A 19,387-nucleotide genomic window follows, 5' to 3' on the forward strand; every position below is an offset into this window, starting at 1 on the left:
CTCCCTTCCATAGCTCACCCCCGGCTGACCGCGGACCGGAGGTCGGCGATACTCAAGGGCATGCCAACGGATGCCGTCATCGTCGCCGCCGGCGCCTCCACCCGCTTCGGCGGCGCCGACAAGCTCACCAGCGAGCTCGCCGGGCGGCCCCTCATCGGCTGGTCGCTCGCTGCATTCGAAGCCGTCCGCGGCCTCGGCTGCCTCGTCATCGTCGCTGCACCCGGCCGCGAAGCCGAATTCGAGCACCTCGCACGCACCTGGTGCTCCCGCGCCTGCTTCCGCGTGGTACCGGGCGGCGCCCGCCGCCGCGACAGCGTCGAGGCCGGCCTCCGCGCCTGTTCAACCCGCTACGTCGCCATCCACGACGGCGCCCGTCCGCTGGTGACGCCCGCGCTCATCGAGCGAACCATCGAGGCCGCGCAGGGGCTCCCGGGCGCCATCGCCGCAATCCCCGTCACCGACACCATCAAAGAGGTCCGTGGCGGCCGCATCGTCGGCCACCCCGACCGCTCCCTCCTCTGGGCCGCCCAGACGCCGCAGGTCGTCCTTCGCCAGGCCTGGCTCGACGCAGCCGCTATGTCCGATAACGACGAGACCGACGACGCCGCCATGCTCAGCCGCCTCGGCCTCGCATGCGCCGTCGTCGAAGGCTCCTACGACAACCTCAAGGTCACCCGCCCGCTCGACCTCGAAATTGCCGCCCGCCTCCTCGCTGACCGGGAGGCTGCCCGGTGAACATCCGCGTCGGCATCGGCGAAGACCTCCACCCCGTCGACGACGGCCGCACGCTCGTCCTCGGCGGCGTCATCATCGAAGAGGGCCCCGGCCTGCGCGGCCACTCCGATGCCGATGTCCTCCTCCACGCCATCACCGACGCGATCCTCGGCGCCGCCGCCCTCGGCGACATCGGCGGCTACTTCCCCCCGAGCGACCCCCGCTACGCCCATGCCGATAGCGCCGATTTCCTCCGCACCGCCCTCCGTTTCGCACGCGAGGCCGGCTGGGAGCTCGGCAATATCGACGCCACAATCCGCGCCGAGCGCCCCCGGCTCGCCCCCTACATCCCCCACATCCGCGCCCGGATTGCCGAGATCGCCGGCATCGAAATCGGCGCCGTCAGCGTCAAAGCCAAGTCCGGCGAAGGGCTCGATGCCGTCGGCCGCGGCGAGGCCATGGCTGCCGTCGCCGTCGTCCTCCTTCACCGGTAACGAACGGAAACGCCCGCGCTCCTCGTGCCCGTAGCCCCGCCCGGGGATAGGCTGAAACCGTGGGCAAACGCCTGTTCGATGTCACTCTCGTGCTCGTCACCGCCCCACTCTGGGTCCCCGTCATGCTCCTCGCCGCCCTCCTCCTTGCCATCGACCTTGGCGGCAATCCCTTCTTCCTCCAGCAGCGCATCGGCCTCCACGGCAGGCCGTTCACCATGTACAAGCTCCGCACCATGCGCCACGCCCGTCCCGGCAAAGAAGACCGCTACGTCATCGACGACTTCCGCACCTTCGTCTTCTCTCCCCCGGATAAACCCAATCCCCGCATCACCCGGCTCGGCGCCTTCCTCCGGAAAACCTCGATCGATGAGCTCCCGAACCTCTTCAACGTGCTTAAGGGCGAGATGAGCCTCGTCGGCCCCCGCCCCGAAATCCCCGAAATCGTCGCCCAGTACCCGGCCCACTACCACCGCCGCCACGAGGTCCTCCCCGGCATCGCCGGGCTCGCTCAGCTTAACGGCCGATCAGATTTGACCTATGACGAAACGATTACCTACGATCTCGCCTACGTGGATAACCACTCCCTCCGCGGCGATATCGCCATCCTGCTGAAGACGCTCCTCGCAGTTCTCAAGGGGAGCGGCGCCCGATGAACCGCCACGCCGGTCCCCTCTCCGCCATCCGCCGTCTCGCTCCCGGCGACCCGCTCGCCACCCTCCTCGCCATCGCCCTCGATGTCCTCGTCGTCGGTGCTGCCCTCGCCTGCGCCATGCTCCTCCGCTTCGACGCCGAGGTGCCCCGCCGCAACGCCGAGTTCGTCGTCCGCGTCTTCCCCCTCATCGCCGGCGCCTACGTCCTCGGCAACTATGTCTTCGGCGTCTACCGCACCGTCTGGGCCTACGGCAGCATCGGCGACATCATCGGCCTCTTCCGGCCTGTCCTGCTCGTCACGCTCCTCCTCTTCGGCATCAATTTCTGGCTCGAAGAGCGCCTCCTCCCCCTCTCCGTCATCCTCATCACCGGCGCCCTCGTCTTCCCGGGCATGGCCGTCGTCAAGATGCGGACCCGCCTGCTGGTCCGCCTCCCGTGGGTCGATACCGGTGAACGCCGCCTCCTCATCGTCGGCGCCGGTCATACCGGCCAGCTCCTCGCCCGCGAACTGCAGGCCAACCCGTCGCTCCCCTACCAGCCCGTCGGCTTCGTCGACGACGACGAAAAGCTCCTCCACCACCGCATCCACGGCCTCAAGGTCCACGGCACCATCGCCGAACTCGAGCACGTCCTCGAGCGCATGGATGCCGAAATCGTCGCCATCGCCCTCGAGCGGCCCAGCGGCCAGCTCGTCCGTCAGATTGTCGGCACCTGCCAGCGGCTCAACATCCCGGTCCGCATGGTCCCCGGTGTCGATAACTGGGTCCTCGGCCACGGCCATGACACCCTCCGCGAAATCACCCTCGACGACCTCCTCGGCCGCGAACCGGTCCAGGTCGACTTCGCTGCCTGCAGCCAGTCCGTCCGCGACCGCGTCGTCCTCGTCACCGGCGCCGCCGGCTCCATCGGCTCCGAGCTCTGCCGCCAGGTGCTTACCTTTCGCCCCCGCGAACTCCACCTCCTGGATAACAACGAAACCGGCCTGCACGACCTCTCCCTCGAGCTCGCCGGCGTCTCGCCCGAGACCGCGATTCGCCTTTGGGTCGCCAGCGTCACCGACGAGCCCCGGGTCCGCGACATCTTCGCCCGCACCCGCCCCAACCTCGTCTACCATGCCGCCGCCCTCAAGCACGTCCCGCTCATGGAGGAGCACCCCGCCGAGGCCTTCCGCGTCAACGTGCTCGGCACCCTCTACTGCGCCAGCGCCGCCCGCGAATTCCAGGTCGGCACCTTCGTCCTCATCTCCACCGACAAGGCCGTCCGCCCCAGCAGCGTCATGGGCGCCACCAAGCGGATCGCCGAGCTCCTCGTCATCGCCCTCGCCCGCGAATCCGCACACACCCGCTTCGCCGCCGTCCGCTTCGGCAACGTCATGGGCTCCCGCGGCTCCGTCGTCCCCACCTTCATGAAGCAGATCGAGCGCGGCGGCCCCGTCACCGTCATGCACCCCGAGATGCAGCGCTACTTCATCTCCATCCCCGAGGCCGTCTCCCTCGTCATCCAGGCCGGCACATTCGGCGGTCGCGGCGATATCTACATGCTCGACATGGGCGAGGAAATCAACATCCTCGAACTCGCCGAGCGCATGATCCGCCTCCGCGGGCTCCGTCCCGGTGAAGATATCGAAGTTGTCTTCACCGGCCCGCGCCCCGGCGAAAAGCTCCGCGAAGAACTCGTCGCCGACTTCGAACACCTCCAGCCCACCTCGCACCCCAAAGTGATGCGCCTCACCGCGAACGTCGACGTCACCGAACGCGAAATCCTGCGCCTCATCGACGAAATCCGGCAGGTCATGTGGAACGACCCCGAGGAGGTCCGCCGCCGCATCCACCTCGTCGCCCGCCGTTTCTCCCGCGAAGACGCCGCCGCCGACGCCCCTGAAAGCGAGGCCCTCCCCTCGTGAGCGAGCCGCGTGTCCACCCCACCGCGGACGTCTCCCCCGCCGCCACGGTCGGCCCCGGGGCCAGCATCTGGCACCACGCCCAGGTCCGCGAACGTGCGGTCATCGGCCCCGGCTGCATCATCGGCAAAGGCGTCTACATCGGCGCCGATGTCACCGTCGGCGCCAACTGCAAAATCCAGAACTACGCCTGCGTCTACGAAGGCAACACCCTCGAAGACGGCGTCTTCATCGGCCCCGAAGTCGTCCTCACCAACGACCGCTATCCGCGCGCCATCAACCCCGACGGCACCCTCAAAGGCGCCGCAGACTGGGAACTCTCCGGCTCCCGCATTTGCTACGGCGCGGCCATCGGCGCCCGCTCCGTTGTCCTCCCCGGCCTGGTCATCGGACGCTGGGCGCTCGTCGCAGCAGGCTCCGTCGTCACCCGCAGCGTCCCCGATTTTGCCCTTGTCGCCGGGAACCCCGCCCGCCAGGTCGGCTGGGCCTGCGTTTGCGCCCGCCCCCTCGGCGCCGACCTCGCCTGCCCCGCCTGCGGGCGCCGCTACCGCCTCGCCAGCGAATCGCCCGCTATCCTCGAACCAGCCCCCGGCCCGGAGTCCCCATGACGACCGTCCCCCGCCCGTTCATCCCCGTCGCCCGCCCCTTCATCGGCGAAGCCGAGAAGCGTGCCGTCCTGGAGGTGCTCGATTCCGGCCAGCTCGCCGCTGGCCCCCGCGTCGAAGCCTTCGAGCGCGCCTTCGCGGACTATATCGGCGCCCGCCACGCCATCGCCGTCAACTCCGGCACCGCTGCCCTGGTCGTCGCCCTCCAGGCGCACGGCGTCGGCCCCGGCGACGAGGTCATCACCACCCCCTTCAGCTTCATCGCTACTGCGACCAGCATCATCGCCAGCGGCGCTACCCCTGTCTTCGTCGATATCGACCCCTTCGACCTCAACCTCGACCCCGAGAAGGTCGAAGACGCCATCACCGAGCGGACGAAGGCCATCCTGCCTGTCCACCTCTACGGCCACCCGGCGCGGATCAGCGAACTCGCAGAGCTCGCAGAGGACTTCTCCCTCGCACTCATCGAAGACGCCGCCCAGGCGCACGGCGCCGAACACGCCGGCCGCCGCGTCGGCACCTTCGGTACCGGCTGCTTCAGCTTCTACCCCACCAAAAATATGACCACCGGCGAAGGCGGCATGATCACCACCAACGACGACGAAATCGCCCGCCGCGCCCGTCTCATCCGCAACCACGGCCAGGAGGTCCGCTACCGGCACGACCTCTTCGGTCTCAACTGGCGCATGCAGGATCTCAACGCCGCCATTGGGCTCGCCCAGCTTGAGCAGCTCGAGGGCTGGACCCGTGCCCGCATCGCCAACGCCGAGCGCCTCAGCAGCCTCATCCGCGGTTTCGAAACCCCCCGCGTCCGCGACGGCGACCGCCACGTCTTCCACCAGTACACCATCCGCGTCCCCCGCGACCGCGACCAGCTCCAGCAGCAGCTCCAGGAGGCCGGCATCGGCACTGCCATCCACTACCCGGTGCCCATCCACCAGCAGCCGATCATCCGCGAGCTTGGCCTCGGCGAGGGCGCCTTCCCCGTCGCTGAGGCAGCCGCCGCCCAGGTCCTCTCCCTTCCCGTCCATCCCGGGCTCCAGCCCGAGGACGTCGAATTCATCGCGGCCACCCTCAACCGCCTCCACGGCTGATACCGGCAGACCTGCCCGTGCACCTCTGTCCGCGGCGCGGTACCCTCGAACCCGTGAGCCGCACCCTCCGCGCAGCCGTCATTGGGCTCGGGTCCATGGGCGCCAACCATGTCCGCGTCCTCGCCGATACCCCCGGCGTTGAGCTGGTCGCCGTTGCCGACCCCGATGCCGAACGAGTCCGCAAGGCCGTCCAGGGCCGCCCCATTCCCGGGTTCGAATCCACCGCCGCACTGCTGGCCGAAACCCGCCCCGACTTCGTCTGCGTCGTCGTCCCCACTGGCCTCCACGAAGAGGTCGCCATGGCCTGCATCGAAGCCGGCGCCCACGTCCTCGTCGAAAAGCCCATCGCGGCGACGCTCGCCGCCGCCCGCCGCCTCGCCGACGCCGCCGAGCGCGCCGGCGTCCTCCTCACCGTCGGCCACATCGAACGCTTCAATCCCGCCGTCCGCGAACTCAAGCGCCGCCTCGACGAAGGCCAGGGCGGCCGCGTCCTCCAGGTCCGCGCCCGCCGCGTCGGCCCCTTCCCCCACCGCATCCGCGACGTCGGCGTCATCCACGACCTCGGCCCGCACGACATCGACATCATGCGCTACCTCCTCGACGACGAGGTCGAGCGCGTCTACGCCGAGTCCCGCTCCCACATCGCTACCGGCAACGAAGACCTCTTCGCCGGCATGCTCCGCTTCCGCGGCGGCGCGATGGGCCTCCTCGATATCAACTGGCTCACCCCCACCAAAGAACGCTCGCTCACCGTCCTCTGCGAGCGCGGCATGTTCACCGTCGATTACGCCGCCCAGGTGCTCTGCTTCTACGAAAACTACGCCGCCGCCGCCCGCGAAGGCGTCTACGCCTCCGTCACCGAAGGCCCGATGACCCGCTACCCGATCAACAACCGCGAGCCCCTCCGCGTCGAACTCGAGGTCTTCCGCGACGCCATCCTCGCCGGCGGCCCGCCCCCGGTGCCCGCGAGCGCCGGCATCGCCGCCCTTGCCGTCGCCGAGGCGCTCGTCCGCTCCGGCGAGACCGGCCTGCCGGTCAGCCTCGATGAGGTCGCTACCCTCCCATGAACGTCGCCGTCGTCGGCATCGGCCGCATCGGCCTCCCCCTCGCCGTCACCATCGCCTCCCGCGGCCATCGCGTCACCGGCTGCGATATCGATGCTGCCCACGTCGAACGGGTCAACCGCGCCGAAAACCCCCTCCCCGACGAAGCCGGCCTCCGCGAACTCCTCGCCCGGACCATCGCCGACCGCTCCTTCCGCGCTACGACCGACACCGCCGCCGGCGTCGCCGACGCCGACGTAGTTCTCTTCGCCGTTCGCGTCGATGTCGACGCCGACGGCCGCGCCGACCTCTCCCACCTCCTCGCCGCCGTCGACACCGCAGCCCCTGCCCTCCGGCCCGGCGCCCTCTGCATCTTCGACACCACCCTGCCCGTCGGCACCACCCGGCGCATCCTCGCGCCCCGCCTCGAAGCCGGCGGCCGACGGCTCGGCCAGGACCTCCACGTCGCCTTCTCCCCCGAGCGCCTGCTCATGGGCCGTGTGATCGAGGACCTCACGAAGTACCCGAAGGTCGTGGGCGGCGTCGACCCCGAAGGCGGCCGGCTCGCCGCTGAGTTCTATCGCCAGACCTTCGGCGGCGAGGTCCTCCTCCTCTCCAGCGCCGAAGCCGCCGAGCTTTCCAAGCTCGCCGAGGGCGCCTACCGCGACCTCAACATCGCCCTCGCAAACGAACTCGCCATGGTCGCCGATGTCCACGGCCTCGATATCGCCGAAGTCATCCGCGCGGCCAACTCCCAGCCCTACTCCCACATCCACGTCCCCGGCACCGGCGTCGGCGGCCACTGCATCCCCGTCTACCCCCGCTTCCTCATGCAGGGCGAAGGCCCCTCCGCCCTCTCTGCCCTCGGCCGCGCCGTCAACGACGCCATGCCCGGCTACGTCGTCCGCCGGCTCGCCGCACTCCTCGGCGGACTCGAAGGCCGCCGCGTGCTCGTGCTCGGCCTCACCTTCCGGCCCGATGTCGCCGTCACGTTCCACACCAACGCCGTCGACCTCCGCCGGGAGCTCGAAGCACTCGGCGCCGCCGTCGAAGGCCACGACCCGCTGCTGTCCCCCGAGGGCATCGCCTCGCTCGGTTTCCGGCGCGCCGCCGAACCGCTCCGCGGCTACGACGCCGCTATCGTCCACAGCTACCACCGCGCCTACGCCGGCCTCGAATGGGCCCAGGTCGCACCCGTCATCGTCGACGCCCGCAACGCCCTCGACCGCTCCGCCATCGAGGCCGCGGGTGTCCGCTATCTCGGCGTTGGTCGCCCGCCCACGCCGGCTGCCCGCTAACCCCCGCCCAGCCGCTCCGTCGCCGCATCCAGCCCGGCCCGGATGTCGGCCTTGAATCCCTGCTCCCGCAGCAGCTTGCCAAGCGCATTGAGCAGCAGGAGCACATTCCCCGGCGTCGAGCTTTCGCCCATCAGCCCGATACGCCACACCCGGCCCTTCAGCTCCCCGAGCCCTCCGCCAATTTCGATGCCGTGCCGGTGGAGCAGCGCACCCCGCACCGCCGTGTCCTCCACCCCCTCCGGGATGCGCACCGTTGTCAGCACCGGCAGCCGGTAGCCCGCCTGCGCGTGCAGCGTGAGCCCCATCGCCTCCAGCCCGGCCTGCAGCGCCCGCCCGTTCCGCTCATGCCGGGCCCAGCGCGTCTCCAGCCCTTCCTCGAGTACGAGCGACAGCGCCTCGTGCAGTGCGTAAACCATCGAAATCGGCGCTGTGTGGTGGTACACGCGCCGCTCGTCCCAGTACGCCTCCAGCAGCTGCAGGTCCAGGTACCACGTATTGCACGGCGTCTCCCGGCGGCGCACCGCATCCCACGCCCGCGGCGACAGCGTGAGCGGCGCTACCCCCGGCGGCGCGCTCAGGCACTTCTGCGTCCCCGAGTACACCGCATCAGCGCCCCACGCGTCGACCCGCACCGGCATCCCCCCCAGCGACGTCACGCAGTCCACCAGCAGCAGCGCACCGTGCTCCCGGGCGATCCGCGCGAACGGCTCGACCGGCGTCTCCGCCCCCGTCGATGTCTCTGCATGGACAATGGCCAGCAGTTTCACCCCGCCCGCCGCACGCACCGCAGCCTCCACCACGGCCGCATCAACCGGCTGGCCCCAGGGCGATTGCACCCGCGTCACCTCGCCCCCGGCCCGCTCGGCCATCTGCGCAATCCGCTCCCCGAAGTACCCGCAGATGCCGACTACCACCCGGTCGCCCGGCTCCACGAGATTCATCACCGCGGCTTCCATCCCGCTGGTGCCGGTTCCCGGCGTCGCAATTGTGACCTCGTTCTCCGTCTGGAGCACCTCCCGCAGCATCGCCCGGCACCCGTCCATCACGCGGAGAAAATCCGGGTCGAGGTGGCCGAGCAGCGGCCGCGTCATCGCTGCCAGCACCCGCGGGTGCGCCCCGCTCGGGCCCGGGCCCATCAGAATGCGAGTCGGTGGAGTGAAGGTTGTCATCGGCATGCGCCTGATCCTACCCGCTGCCCGCCGCAGCCGCTCCGAGGCAGCCCACAGCCCGTTTTTCGACACGCGTGTACAATCGTGTCACCACATCCACGAGGTTGTTCCATGGACTTCCGAGACACGCCGGAAGAGGCCGCGTTCCGCGCCGAAGTTCGCAAATTCATCGAAGAAGAAGGCCACAAGGCGCGCATCCGCGACGACGACGGCGAACGCGCCTTCTTTGGCGGCAGCAAGGAATGGACGAAGGCCCTCGCTGCCCGCGGCTGGGTCGCACCTGCCTGGCCGAAGGAGTACGGCGGTGCCGGCCTCTCCGTCATGCAGCAGTTCATCTTCAACTGGGAGCTCGCCGAAGCCCGCCTCCCCCGCCCCGGCGGCATCGCCGTCGGCTTTGCCGGCCCCACCCTCATCGTCCACGGCACCGAAGAACAGAAAAAGAAGTACCTCCCCGGCATCCTCAGCGGCGAAGACATCTGGTGCCAGGGCTACTCCGAACCCGGCGCAGGCTCCGACCTCGCCGCACTCCAGACCCGCGCAGTCCGCGACGGTGACGACTACATCATCAACGGGCAGAAGATCTGGACGTCCGGCGGCCACCTCGCCAAATACATGATCCTCCTGGCCCGCACCGACCCCGATGCCCCCAAGCACCGCGGAATCACCTACTTCATCGTCGATATGAAGAGCCCGGGCATCACCGTCCGCCCGCTCGTCAACCTCGCCTACACCCACGAGTTCAACGAAGTCTTCTTCGAAGACGTTCGCGTCCCCCGCGAGAACATCATCGGCGAGGAGAACCGCGGCTGGTACCTCGCCCAGACCACCCTCTCCTTCGAGCGCTCCAACATCGGCGGCTCGGTCGGCGCCCGTCAGGCCGTCGAAGACCTCATCAAGTTCGCCCGCGAAAACACGACCAACGGGCAGAGCACCCTCGCGCACAACCCGGCTATCCGCCACGAGCTGGTCGAGCGCTACGTCGAGGCCGGCGTCGCCCAGATGATGAGCTTCAAGATCGTCTCCATCCAGGCGAAGGAAGGCGTCGCCCCCGGCCACGAAGCCGCAGTCGCCAAGCTCTACGGCACCGAACTGAACCAGCGCATCTACCGCACCGGCATGAAGGTCCTCGGCCTCTACGGCCAGCTCGATGCCAAGACCGATGGTCCGAAGCCCCCGCTGCGCGGCCGCATCAAGTACATGTACCTCCGCTCCGTCGCCAACACCATCGAAGGCGGCACCAGCGAAATCCAGCGGAACATCATCGCCACCCGCGGCCTCGGGCTCCCGCGCGGCTGACCCGCCCACCAGCAAAACGCTGCGACGGCCGTCCTGCGCAACAGGGCGGCCGTCATTCTTCTCTCTTCTCTGGCCACGGCGAACCGGCCAGGGCCATGCGCCCGCCGGCCTACCTTCCCCCGGCCGTCGGCGGTCCCGGGCTCCCGCCGGGCCCCGGTCCTCCCGGGCCGCTCCCCGCCCCCCGCTCGCGGTTGTTCGCCAGCATCATCGCAACCAGCCAGCTGAACACCGCCGCCAAAGCCAGCAGCACCGCCAGCCCGAGAATGATCAGCAGCCCACGGTCGATCCCGGAGTCCCCGCCCGTGCCGCCGCCGGCCTGGGCCGGCGCCTTCGTCGGGGCGGCAGTCGGCTGCGCCTGCTGCGGTCGCTGCGTCGGCGCGGCAGTGGGAGCGGCCGTCGGCGCCGAGCGCGGCGCCAGCCCATACGCCGCGCGGAACGCGTCCTCGAACTGCTGCATCGTCAGCCCGTACACCCGCTCGATCGCCTGGTCGTACCGCACCCCGCCTTTGATCGTCCGCATCAGCTCTGCAAACTTCCCCGGCCCCTCGCGGTCGACCAGGAACTTCACCATGAAGTACGCCTGGCCGTAAAACACCCCCACCAGCTGCGGGTTGCTGGTCGGCACCACCATCTGGTTGAACGGGATCAGCCGGTCGGCCCGCACCGCCGCCCGGAACGCCCCTTCGTAATCCCCGGGCGATGACTGCGCGTACACTGCCGCGCCCTCGTCCAGCCACGCCGGCAGTTTCGCCAGCGCACCCTGCCCCGCGATGTCGTTCAGGATGTGCCCCAGCTCGTGCCGCAGCGTGTCCGTCCGGTCGGTCGAGCCGCACGGCACCGGGATCATCAGGAGGATATCGTTCGTCACCTTCGTGCCGCAGGTCGTCACCGCCGCATCGAATCGTCCGCCCGTGCCCGGCCGCGCCGGGTCCATCTCCGCCTCGTTCGCGAACAGGATCACCTTCACCGGCAGCGTCGTCAGCGTAATTCCGTACAGCTGCCGCCCGATCCGCTCGTACGTGTCCGCTCCGGCGTTCAGGTATGCGCGTGCCAGCGTCTCCCGGTCGCCGTGGTAGTACACCACCATGAAGTCGTTCGCCACCGACTGCCACTGGCGGTCCGGCGGCAGGTACAGGAATTGCCGCTCCTCGCTGCGCGTCACCTGCCCGTCCGCCGTTTGAACCTCCCACGAATAGGTGAACTCCGAACCGACGGGGATGTAACTCTGCCCCGAGTTCACCTGGAGCACCACTTCGGCGGTCACCGTCTTCCCCCGCTCCAGGCTGTCCGGCTTCCCGAGGGCCAGGGTCCCCCGGCCTTTGATCGCGTACGACAGCGTCGCGTCGGTGATATCAACGTCCGCCCGTGCCGTCACCCGGAACGTCAGCGTCCGCGGATAGCCGTTCTCCACCGTCATCGATTCGATCACTGCAGCTGAAGCCGCTCCCCGCGGCGGCAGCCCGGCGGCCGCCGCCAGCACAAGCAGCGCCGCCGTCGCAGCCAGCGCCCCGCGCCTCATGCCACCTCCTGCCCGACCTGCGACCGCAGATACGCCTCGATGAACGGGTCGATTTCGCCATCGAGCACGGCCGTCGTATCCGTCGTTTCGTACCCCGTCCGCAGGTCCTTCACCAGCTTATACGGATGGAGCACGTAGTTGCGGACCTGGCTCCCGAACGAAACGTCAACGTGCTCGCCCTTCAGCCGCGCCTTTTCCTCTTCTTGCCGGTTCAGCTCCAGCTCGAGCAGGCGCGCCTCCAGCACCTTCATCGCGCTCTCCTTGTTTTGCGCTTGCGACCGCTCGTTCTGGCACGTCACCACAATCCCCGTCGGGATATGCGTGATGCGCACCGCCGTCGAGTTCTTCTGCACGTTCTGGCCGCCGGCTCCGCTCGAGCGGAAGACGTCAATCTTCAGGTCGTCAGGGTTAATCTCGATTTCGCCAACCTCGTCCACCTCCGGCATCACCTCGACCTTCGCAAAGCTGGTCTGCCGCGTCGCCGCTGAGTTGAACGGCGAAAGCCGCACCAGCCGGTGGACGCCGCGCTCGCTCTTCAGGTAGCCGTAGGCGTACGGCCCGCGAACTTCGATCGTCGCGCTCTTAATGCCAGCCTCTTCGCCCTCCGTCAGGTCGAGAATCTCGGTCTCAAACCCCTTCCGCTCAGCCCAGCGCAGGTACATCCGCAGCAGCATCTCGGCCCAGTCCTGCGAATCGGTCCCGCCTGCGCCGGCGTGCACCGCCAGGATGGCGTTCCGCATGTCGTACGGCCCGGAGAGCTGCAGCTGAAACTCGAGCCGCCGGAGCTCCGCCTCGATGGCGTCGAGCTCGTGCCGCACCTCCTCGGCCGTCTGCTCGTCGTCCTCCGCTGCAGCCAGTTCAAGCAGCTCACCCGCCTCACGGGCGCGCCGCTCCAGCCCGCGCCATGTCTCCACCCGATCACGCCGGGCCGCCAGCTCCTGCATCACCTTCCGCGCAGCCGCTGCGTCGTCCCAAAAGCCGGGTGCGAAGGTCTGCTGTTCGAGTTCTGCTACGCGAGCTTCATCCCTGGCGATGTCAAAGACGCACCAGGAGGTCAGAGATCCGGTCCGAGAGCTCGCGCGCGCGTGCCTGCAGTTCGTTCATGCCTCCATCCTCGCACGCCGCCCCGCGACGATCGAGCCGAACGCTCAGCCGCGCTCGTCCCGGAACGCCCGCGCCAGCATCCACGCTCGCTGCAGCGCTGTCAGGTTCGAAAGCACGGCAAGGACCGCTACCGCAGCCGTCAGCCAGCCCAGCACGAGCCCCAGCCCCAGCACTGCCACGCGCTCCTGCCGGCGGAACAGGCCCTCCCGCATGGGGACGCCGGCCACCTCCGCCCGCGCCCGCAGGTAACTCACCGATACGCTCCCAAGGAGCGCCGCAAAGCAGGCTGCCGTCTGCCACTGCTCACCGCGTTCCGAGAAGTACCACGCGCAGGCCGCCAGCACCACCGCCTCGCTCGCCCGGTCGAGCACCGCATCGAACACCGCCCCGAACGGGCTCGCCTTCCCCGTCGCCCGCGCCACCGCCCCGTCCACCAGGTCCAGCGCCGAAAACAGCAGGTAGACCAGCCCCGCGGCCAGCAGCTCCCCCCGCGCAACCAGTATCGCCGCAGCGACGTTCCCCCCGGCGCCCGCCAGCGAAATCATGTTCGGGGTAATCCCGAGCCCTCCGACCGAGCGGCCGATTACATCCTGCACGCCCTTCGGGAGCCGCGTCGGCAGTAGCGTCACGCCCATCAGCGGCCCGACCCTGCCAGCGCAGCCCGCCGCGCCCGCGTCTCCGCCACCTGCTGCCGCTCGTAGAGCAGCCGCTCGTAGTACGACATCACCCGGTGGGCGACGTTGTCCCAGCTGTAGTGCCGCGCCAGCTCCCGACCCCGCGCGCCGAACGTCTCCCGCAGCCCCGGGTTCCGCAGCAGCCGGAGCACCGCGGCCGCGATGGCGTCCGGGTCCTTCGGGCGTACCAGCAGTCCCTCCACCTCGTTCGTCATCACACCGGCGAACCCCTCGATGTTGCTCGCCACCACTGCGTCGCCGGCCGCCAGCGCCTCCAGCAGCACATACCCCTGGCTCTCGTTCCCCGTGTTGGGCGCGCAGAAAACCGTCGAGCTCTTGTGGTAGCGGGGCAGGTCCGCGTACGGCACGTTCGGCCGGAACACGACGTCTGGGAACGGCGCCATCACCCGCTCGTACCGCGAAAAATCGCCCGCCCCGACCACAATCAGCCGTGTGTTCGGCTCCTGCTGCCGGATCCGCAGATACGCCTTCAGCAGGTACTTGAGCCCCTTCCGCTTCTCCGGCCGCCCCACGAACAGGATGTTCTTCCGGCCGTCCATAAACTCCGGGAACGGCTCCGCCGGCCCGGCGAAGTGCTCGTAATCGATCCCGTTCGGGATGATGTTGAAGTACCCCGGGAAGTACCGGCTCACCAGCTTCGCCGCCGCCGGCGAAACCGCAATCTTCCCCTCGATTTTCCGGAACCACCGCCGCGTCAGCGGCGTCGTGTACCCGTAGAACCGATTGCCGCCCTCCTTCGCCGCATGGAACGTGCCCACAGTCACCGCGTGCGAGTGCCGCAAGAAGTAGTACGGAAGCAGCGGCATGAGCGGCTCATGCAGGTGCACCACATCGAACCGGTGCTCCTGCAGCACCCGCTTCACCTCTGGCGACTTCCATGCAAACGTGATCCGCGCAACGGAACCGCTGACCCGCATCGAAAACGGCCGCCCCATCACGTGGACCTCGTCCCGTACCCGCTCCGCGTCGGAGGCTGGCGCGAAGATCACCACCTCGTGTCCCCACGAACGGAACGACGCCGCAAGGTGCCGGATATGCGTCTTTACCCCGCCCTCGACGCACCAGTCATACGGGCTCACCAGCGCAATCTTCACCGGCGCCCTCCCAGCATCCGCACCACCTTGCGCGGCGTCGCCGTATAGCCCCACGCCAGCCCGAGCGCCAGCCGCCCGGCAGGCACCGCCGGTGGCGGACGCATCACCGCCCGCGTCTCTCCTGCCGCGATCGCCTGCCGCAGCTCCTCAGCCGTCCGCCCGGCAAATTCCGTCCACGCGCTGCCTACGTGCTCGAGGTGGTGCGCATCCGAGCTCCCCGTCGCCGGCAAACGCCACAGCTCCGCATTCAGCCGGGCAGCCTTCGCCCCTGTCCGCACGCCTGCCGGGCTCGGGTTCGCCAGCTCAATCGCATCAAAGTGCACCCCTGCTTCGCCCCGCGCCCACAGGCTGTCGAGCGTCCGCCGGCCGACCGACCGCGTCAGCCAGCTCAGCGGATGCGGCGCAATGGCGATACCGCCCGCGTCATGGATCATCGCGAGCGTCGATTCTACCCCCCGGAAGCTTGGCAGGTCCCGCTCCACAAAGAGCGCCAGCACATGGCCCTGCAGCGTCGTAATCTCCGCACCCGGGATGACCTCGAACCGGTAGCCCCGCCGGGCGGCCAGCTCGCGCGCCCGCAGGCCGCCGCGGACGTCCTCGTGGTCTGTCACGGCAATGACATCGAGGTCCGTCGCATGCTCGACCCACTCCAGCAGCTGCTCGATCGACGCGAAGCCGTCGCTGACACGGGAGTGCAGGTGGAGGTCAGCCTTCCCCACAGGCGTGCACCCTCCAAAAGTCTTCCAGCACGGCCCACTGGCCCGGGTCGCGCCGCAGGTGCCGCTCCAGCAGGCCCGCAAACCGCTCCGCCGCTTCCCGGATGTCGGCCTCCGCGTCGCTGGTCTCCGCCACCCGGAACGGCTCCTCGACGTCGATACGGAACTGATCCCCGCGCTTCCGGCTCGAAAAAATCGGAAGAACAATCGCGCCGGTCCTCCGCGCAAGCTCCCACGGCCCACGCGGCAGCTTCACCGGCCGCTCGAACAGCCGAACACAGACCCCCGTGTGCTGGATATCGCGGTCGCCCATCACCCCTACCACTCCCCCGTTCCGCAGCGTTTCGATGCAGGCCCGCACACCCCCGAAACCCGCCTCGAGAAACGTCCCCCCGGCTGAAGACCGCAGCTTCAACATATACTCCGCCCAGTCCCGCGGCTCCAGCCGCTCCACCAGCGCGACGAACGACCGCCCCCGGTACGTCAGCGCCTGGATCGCCAGCTCGGCGTTTCCCGTATGTGCGCTGACGAGCAGCACCGGCTCGCCGCTCCGCAGCAGTTCCAGCCGCTGCCCGTGAAAAATCTCCAGGTGCTCCGCTTCAAACCGCGACATATCCCGGTGCGGCAGGGTCGCCAGGTCGAGGAAGTAGGCCTGCACATGCGTCAGCGCCCGCCGGGCCTCCCGCCGCGCCCGCCGCGGGTCCCCGTCGCAGAGCGGCAGCATGTTCCGGATGACCCTCCGTCGCGTCGCAGGGCTCGCGTGCCACACTGCCCACCCAACCACCGGCGCAAGCGGATAGGCGACTCCCGGTACTCTCCCGGCAGTCTGCGCCGCCACGCGCATCATCAGCGCCCTCAGGCTCACGCCCCCGTCGCTCCTGCCGCGGCTTCGCGCCGCCAGAACGCACGGAACATGTACCACTGCTCCGGCCGCTCCCGGATGAACGACTCATGCACCCGCATCACCTGCTGCGTCAGCGCCCGGACGCACTCCGGCCGCGCCTCATCGCAGGGGACGATTGAAAAGTCGCCCACGACTTCCATCCGCTCCCCGTTCGCGTCCAGCCGCCGGAATGCAACCGGCACGAGCGCTGCCCCCGTCGCCAGCGCCAGCCGAGCCGGGCCCGCGGGCACCTCCACCGTCTCGCCGAAGAACTCCACCTCCACCCCTTCACCCGGCACCGGCCGGTCGATGAGCAGCGCCAAAAGCCCGTTCCGCTTCAGCACGCGCACCATCGACGGCCCCGCCCGCTCCGCCCGGATCACCTGCATGCCCAGCCGCTCCCGCGTCCCAAGCACCAGCGCGTCGAGCCGCGGGTCGCCGAAACCCTCGGCCACGACCGTAAGCGGGTAGCCCCTCGACGCCGCGAAGGCCGCCCCGGCGTCCCAGTTACCATAATGCATGCAGACGATGACAGCTCCCCGTCCGCGCTCCAGCAGCCGGTCGAGCGCCGCAAAGGCCCGTTCCCCCTCAACCCGCGGAAGCCGCGCGGCCCCGTTTCCCAGCCGCATGAAGTCGACCAGGTAACGGAAATACGCGGCCAGCGATGCCCGCGCTACCCGGTCGACCAGCCCGCCCTCGGCCGTGCCGAGCACCCGGGCAAAATTTCCCCGCATCGCCCGCCGGCCCCGCGGCCAGAGCCAGTACGCAGCGTGGCCCAGCCCGCTGGCAATCCGGTATGCCGCAGGCGCCGGCGTCCGCCCAATCGTCGCCTGTGCCGCCCGCCAGCCCCAGTACTGCAGCGCACCCCCACCTGGCCGCGCCACCCGCTGCGGAAGCTCACGCGCACGTTCCGTCCCCGGTGAAATTCCCATCAATTCCAGTGTACCCGGGCTGCACGAACACTCCCGGTACAATCCGCCCATGGAGCTAAAAGTCACCCGCTTCGAGGTCGATGGTCCCGTCGCGACCATCACCCTCAGCCGCCCCGAACGGCTCAACGCCTGGACCGGGCGGATGCACACCGAGTACCGCTGGTGCCTTGCGCAGGCCGACGCCGATCCTGCCGTCCGGGTCATCGTCGTCACCGGCGCCGGCCGCGGATTCTGCGCAGGCGCCGATGCCCGCGCCCTCGAAGGACACGTCGAGAAAGGCGGCTACGACCCCGGCACCCCGCCCGACATCCCGCGGCCCGGATTCGGCGTCCACCCCGAGTTCGACCACGACTTCGCCTATCACTTCGGCCTCGCGAAGCCCACGATCGCGGCCATCAACGGCCCCGCCGCAGGCGTCGGCCTCGTCCTCGCCTGCTTCTGCGATATCCGCTTCGCCGCCGCCGGCGCGAAGTTGACCACCGCCCACGGGAAGCTCGGCCTCCCCGCCGAATACGGCCTCTCCTGGCTGCTGCCGCGCCTCATCGGCCTGGCCCCCGCGATGGAGCTCCTCCTCTCCAGCCGCATTTTCCTCGCCGAAGAGGCGGAGCGGCTCGGGCTCGTCCATCGCGTCCTCCCGCCGGATGAGCTCCTCCCCGCGGCCTACGAGTACGCCCGCACGCTCGCGCGCACCGTGGCCCCCTCCTCCTTGCGCGAAACCCGCCGCCAGGTCTACCTCGATCTCCACCGCGGCATTGGCCCTGCCGTCACCGAAGCCCGGCGCCTCCTCAACGAACTGACCGCCGGCCCCGACTTCCGCGAGGGCGTCGCTGCCCTCCTCGAAAAGCGCGACCCCCGCTTCTGGAGTCCGCCGGACAGGGATCCCGGCGGCTGATCACCGCCCCGCATGGGCCGCCGTGCGGCTATTCGGCCGCACACTGGGCCGCGAGCGAGCTGATCGCCGTAATGCGCCGCCCCTGCTGCACCTCGTCGAGGAACCCGTCGGTGCAGTAGCCGACCGAAATCCCGGTCGCGGGGTCGCACCACCCAATCTGGCCGCCGGCACCGCCGTGCCCGAACGCCCGCGGTGACGCCGTCCGCCCAAACCCCCGCAGGTGCATGAAGCCGTCGTCCCCGGCGACCACCACCGTCAGCGCTCGGTTTACGGGGTAATCGAGGATCGGCACCCGGTGGTGCTCCTTCGTCCGGACGACGGTCGCCCATTCGATGGTCTCCGGCTTCAGCACCCGCCTCCCGCTCGGCCCCACGCCGCCATTCACCAGCGCCTGGTAGAACAGCGCCAGCTGCGCCGCTCCGCCGATCCCGCCGCCGCCCGGCACCCCGACCGCCCGCACCTCCGGCCGGTTGAACTGGAGGATCGCCTCCGGCGTCACCTCGCCCCAGCCGCCCGGCGGCGGCGTCGGCGGGATGAGATGCCGCACGTCAGCCACCCGCCGGTTTTCCTCCGCCGGCAGGCCGATATACAGCTCCTCCACGCCCGCCGGCTCGAGGACCCGTTCACGGATATACGCCCGGAAGTCCTTCGCCGTCCGCCGCTCGATAATCTCTGCAAGCACCCAGTGCGCGCTCGTCGCGTGGTACTCAAACCGCGTGCCCGGCTCCCAGTTCAGCCGCCAGCTCGCAAACCGCTGCAGCCGCCGCTCGCGGTCATCCCAGTCGAGCGGCGAAAACGGCGCGTACGGAAATCCTGCAACGTGGAGCATCACCTGCTCCACCGTGATCTGGTCCTTTCCGTTCGTGCCGAACTCCGGAATGATTGCTGCCACCCGCTCCTCAATCCGGAGCTGCCCGTCCTCGCAGAGCGCCCACGTCGCGGCCCCGACAATCGCCTTCGTGCAGCTGAAGATGGTGTAGAGCGTGTCGCTGGTCGCCGGCACCTCCTCCTCGCGCCCCTCGTGCCGCACGGTGCCGAACGTCCGGACGCCCGCCAGCCGGCCCTCCCGCGCCACGGCAACCTGCGCGCTCTTCAGAGTGCCGTCGTCGACGTCCCGTTTCGCCCGCGCGAACACCGCCTCCAGCTTCTCACTGTCGATGCCCACGTCCTCCGGCCTCGCCGCGAGGTACTGCTCCAGCGCCATCGTCAGACCCTCCTGCACCCGTCTGGCCGCTGAGCTTACCCCCGCTGCCGGCTCCCCGCGAGCCGCCCCCGGGCGGCGCACCGG

The 19,387-nt window shown here is 69.6% G+C and carries 19 protein-coding genes; 10 read left to right on the top strand and 9 right to left on the bottom strand.

The window, feature by feature from the left end:
* Window positions 1-60: 60 nt before the first annotated feature.
* From ispD to A9A59_RS06785, 8 genes are read left to right on the top strand one after another with little or no spacing between them, the layout of a single operon-like run.
* On the top strand, window positions 61-735 hold the full coding sequence (gene ispD / locus A9A59_RS06750; RefSeq protein ID WP_098503556.1) for a 2-C-methyl-D-erythritol 4-phosphate cytidylyltransferase: 675 nt from the start codon (window positions 61-63) through the stop codon (window positions 733-735).
* Window positions 732-1,208, top strand: coding sequence for a 2-C-methyl-D-erythritol 2,4-cyclodiphosphate synthase (gene ispF / locus A9A59_RS06755; RefSeq protein ID WP_278286820.1), 477 nt, complete (start codon window positions 732-734; stop codon window positions 1,206-1,208). The genes ispD and ispF overlap by 4 nt, the downstream gene beginning before the upstream one ends.
* A gap of 59 nt (window positions 1,209-1,267) precedes the next feature.
* The gene (locus A9A59_RS06760; RefSeq protein ID WP_098503557.1) at window positions 1,268-1,861 is read left to right on the top strand and encodes a sugar transferase; all 594 of its coding nucleotides are present in this window, start codon (window positions 1,268-1,270) and stop codon (window positions 1,859-1,861) included.
* A complete protein-coding gene (locus A9A59_RS06765) occupies window positions 1,858-3,762 on the top strand; it encodes a polysaccharide biosynthesis protein (RefSeq protein ID WP_098503558.1) in 1,905 nt (634 codons plus the stop codon). The genes A9A59_RS06760 and A9A59_RS06765 overlap by 4 nt, the downstream gene beginning before the upstream one ends.
* A complete protein-coding gene (locus tag A9A59_RS06770; protein WP_098503559.1) occupies window positions 3,759-4,367 on the top strand; it encodes an acyltransferase in 609 nt (202 codons plus the stop codon). The genes A9A59_RS06765 and A9A59_RS06770 overlap by 4 nt, the downstream gene beginning before the upstream one ends.
* On the top strand, window positions 4,364-5,458 hold the full coding sequence (locus A9A59_RS06775) for a DegT/DnrJ/EryC1/StrS family aminotransferase (RefSeq protein ID WP_098503560.1): 1,095 nt from the start codon (window positions 4,364-4,366) through the stop codon (window positions 5,456-5,458). The genes A9A59_RS06770 and A9A59_RS06775 overlap by 4 nt, the downstream gene beginning before the upstream one ends.
* Window positions 5,459-5,511: 53 nt before the next feature.
* Window positions 5,512-6,525 (top strand): Gfo/Idh/MocA family oxidoreductase, encoded by a 1,014-nt coding sequence (locus tag A9A59_RS06780; protein WP_098503561.1) that lies wholly within the window; start codon window positions 5,512-5,514, stop codon window positions 6,523-6,525.
* On the top strand, window positions 6,522-7,799 hold the full coding sequence (locus tag A9A59_RS06785; protein ID WP_098503562.1) for a nucleotide sugar dehydrogenase: 1,278 nt from the start codon (window positions 6,522-6,524) through the stop codon (window positions 7,797-7,799). The genes A9A59_RS06780 and A9A59_RS06785 overlap by 4 nt, the downstream gene beginning before the upstream one ends.
* Here the strand turns inward: A9A59_RS06785 and A9A59_RS06790 are convergent.
* Entirely contained in the window at window positions 7,796-8,974 is a 1,179-nt protein-coding gene (locus tag A9A59_RS06790; RefSeq protein ID WP_098503563.1) for a pyridoxal-phosphate-dependent aminotransferase family protein, read from the bottom strand. The genes A9A59_RS06785 and A9A59_RS06790 overlap by 4 nt on opposite strands.
* Before the next feature lie 105 nt (window positions 8,975-9,079).
* Between A9A59_RS06790 and A9A59_RS06795 the strand changes: the two genes are divergently transcribed.
* Complete coding sequence (locus A9A59_RS06795; RefSeq protein WP_098503564.1) at window positions 9,080-10,264, top strand: acyl-CoA dehydrogenase family protein; 1,185 nt, start codon at window positions 9,080-9,082, stop codon at window positions 10,262-10,264.
* A 109-nt stretch (window positions 10,265-10,373) separates the two neighbouring features.
* On the opposite strand, the gene A9A59_RS06800 is transcribed toward A9A59_RS06795, so the two are convergent.
* The 7 genes from A9A59_RS06800 to A9A59_RS06830 form a co-directional block, all read right to left on the bottom strand.
* The gene (locus A9A59_RS06800) at window positions 10,374-11,783 is read right to left on the bottom strand and encodes a peptidase MA family metallohydrolase (protein ID WP_098503565.1); all 1,410 of its coding nucleotides are present in this window, start codon (window positions 11,781-11,783) and stop codon (window positions 10,374-10,376) included.
* Window positions 11,780-12,887 (bottom strand): peptide chain release factor 2 gene (prfB, locus tag A9A59_RS06805; protein ID WP_098503566.1). Its coding sequence is split into 2 segments (ribosomal slippage): window positions 11,780-12,820 and window positions 12,822-12,887, totalling 1,107 coding nucleotides; the frame shifts between segments, so codons are not numbered across the junction. The genes A9A59_RS06800 and prfB overlap by 4 nt, the downstream gene beginning before the upstream one ends.
* A gap of 44 nt (window positions 12,888-12,931) precedes the next feature.
* Complete coding sequence (locus tag A9A59_RS06810) at window positions 12,932-13,522, bottom strand: CDP-alcohol phosphatidyltransferase family protein (protein ID WP_098503567.1); 591 nt, start codon at window positions 13,520-13,522, stop codon at window positions 12,932-12,934.
* Complete coding sequence (locus tag A9A59_RS06815; protein WP_165772558.1) at window positions 13,522-14,676, bottom strand: glycosyltransferase family 4 protein; 1,155 nt, start codon at window positions 14,674-14,676, stop codon at window positions 13,522-13,524. The genes A9A59_RS06810 and A9A59_RS06815 overlap by 1 nt, the downstream gene beginning before the upstream one ends.
* On the bottom strand, window positions 14,673-15,395 hold the full coding sequence (locus tag A9A59_RS06820) for a PHP domain-containing protein (protein WP_098503569.1): 723 nt from the start codon (window positions 15,393-15,395) through the stop codon (window positions 14,673-14,675). The genes A9A59_RS06815 and A9A59_RS06820 overlap by 4 nt, the downstream gene beginning before the upstream one ends.
* On the bottom strand, window positions 15,382-16,257 hold the full coding sequence (locus A9A59_RS06825) for a lysophospholipid acyltransferase family protein (protein WP_133117541.1): 876 nt from the start codon (window positions 16,255-16,257) through the stop codon (window positions 15,382-15,384). Before A9A59_RS06825 ends, A9A59_RS06820 begins: the two co-directional genes overlap by 14 nt.
* On the bottom strand, window positions 16,254-17,207 hold the full coding sequence (locus A9A59_RS06830) for a lysophospholipid acyltransferase family protein (protein ID WP_165772559.1): 954 nt from the start codon (window positions 17,205-17,207) through the stop codon (window positions 16,254-16,256). Before A9A59_RS06830 ends, A9A59_RS06825 begins: the two co-directional genes overlap by 4 nt.
* Window positions 17,208-17,256: 49 nt before the next feature.
* Here A9A59_RS06830 and A9A59_RS06835 point away from each other — a divergent pair, with 49 nt between their 5' ends.
* Window positions 17,257-18,099 carry an enoyl-CoA hydratase-related protein gene (locus tag A9A59_RS06835; protein ID WP_098503571.1) on the top strand — a complete coding sequence of 281 codons (843 nt, stop codon included), beginning with the start codon at window positions 17,257-17,259 and terminating at the stop codon, window positions 18,097-18,099.
* 28 nt (window positions 18,100-18,127) lie between these two features.
* On the opposite strand, the gene A9A59_RS06840 is transcribed toward A9A59_RS06835, so the two are convergent.
* Window positions 18,128-19,303: a serine hydrolase domain-containing protein gene (locus tag A9A59_RS06840; RefSeq protein ID WP_098503572.1), complete on the bottom strand. Its 1,176-nt coding sequence runs from the start codon at window positions 19,301-19,303 to the stop codon at window positions 18,128-18,130.
* Window positions 19,304-19,387 lie beyond the last annotated feature (84 nt).

The sequence above is a fragment of the Tepidiforma thermophila genome, from assembly GCF_002563855.1.
In the GTDB taxonomy this organism is placed as follows: Bacteria; Chloroflexota; Dehalococcoidia; order Tepidiformales; family Tepidiformaceae; genus Tepidiforma; species Tepidiforma thermophila.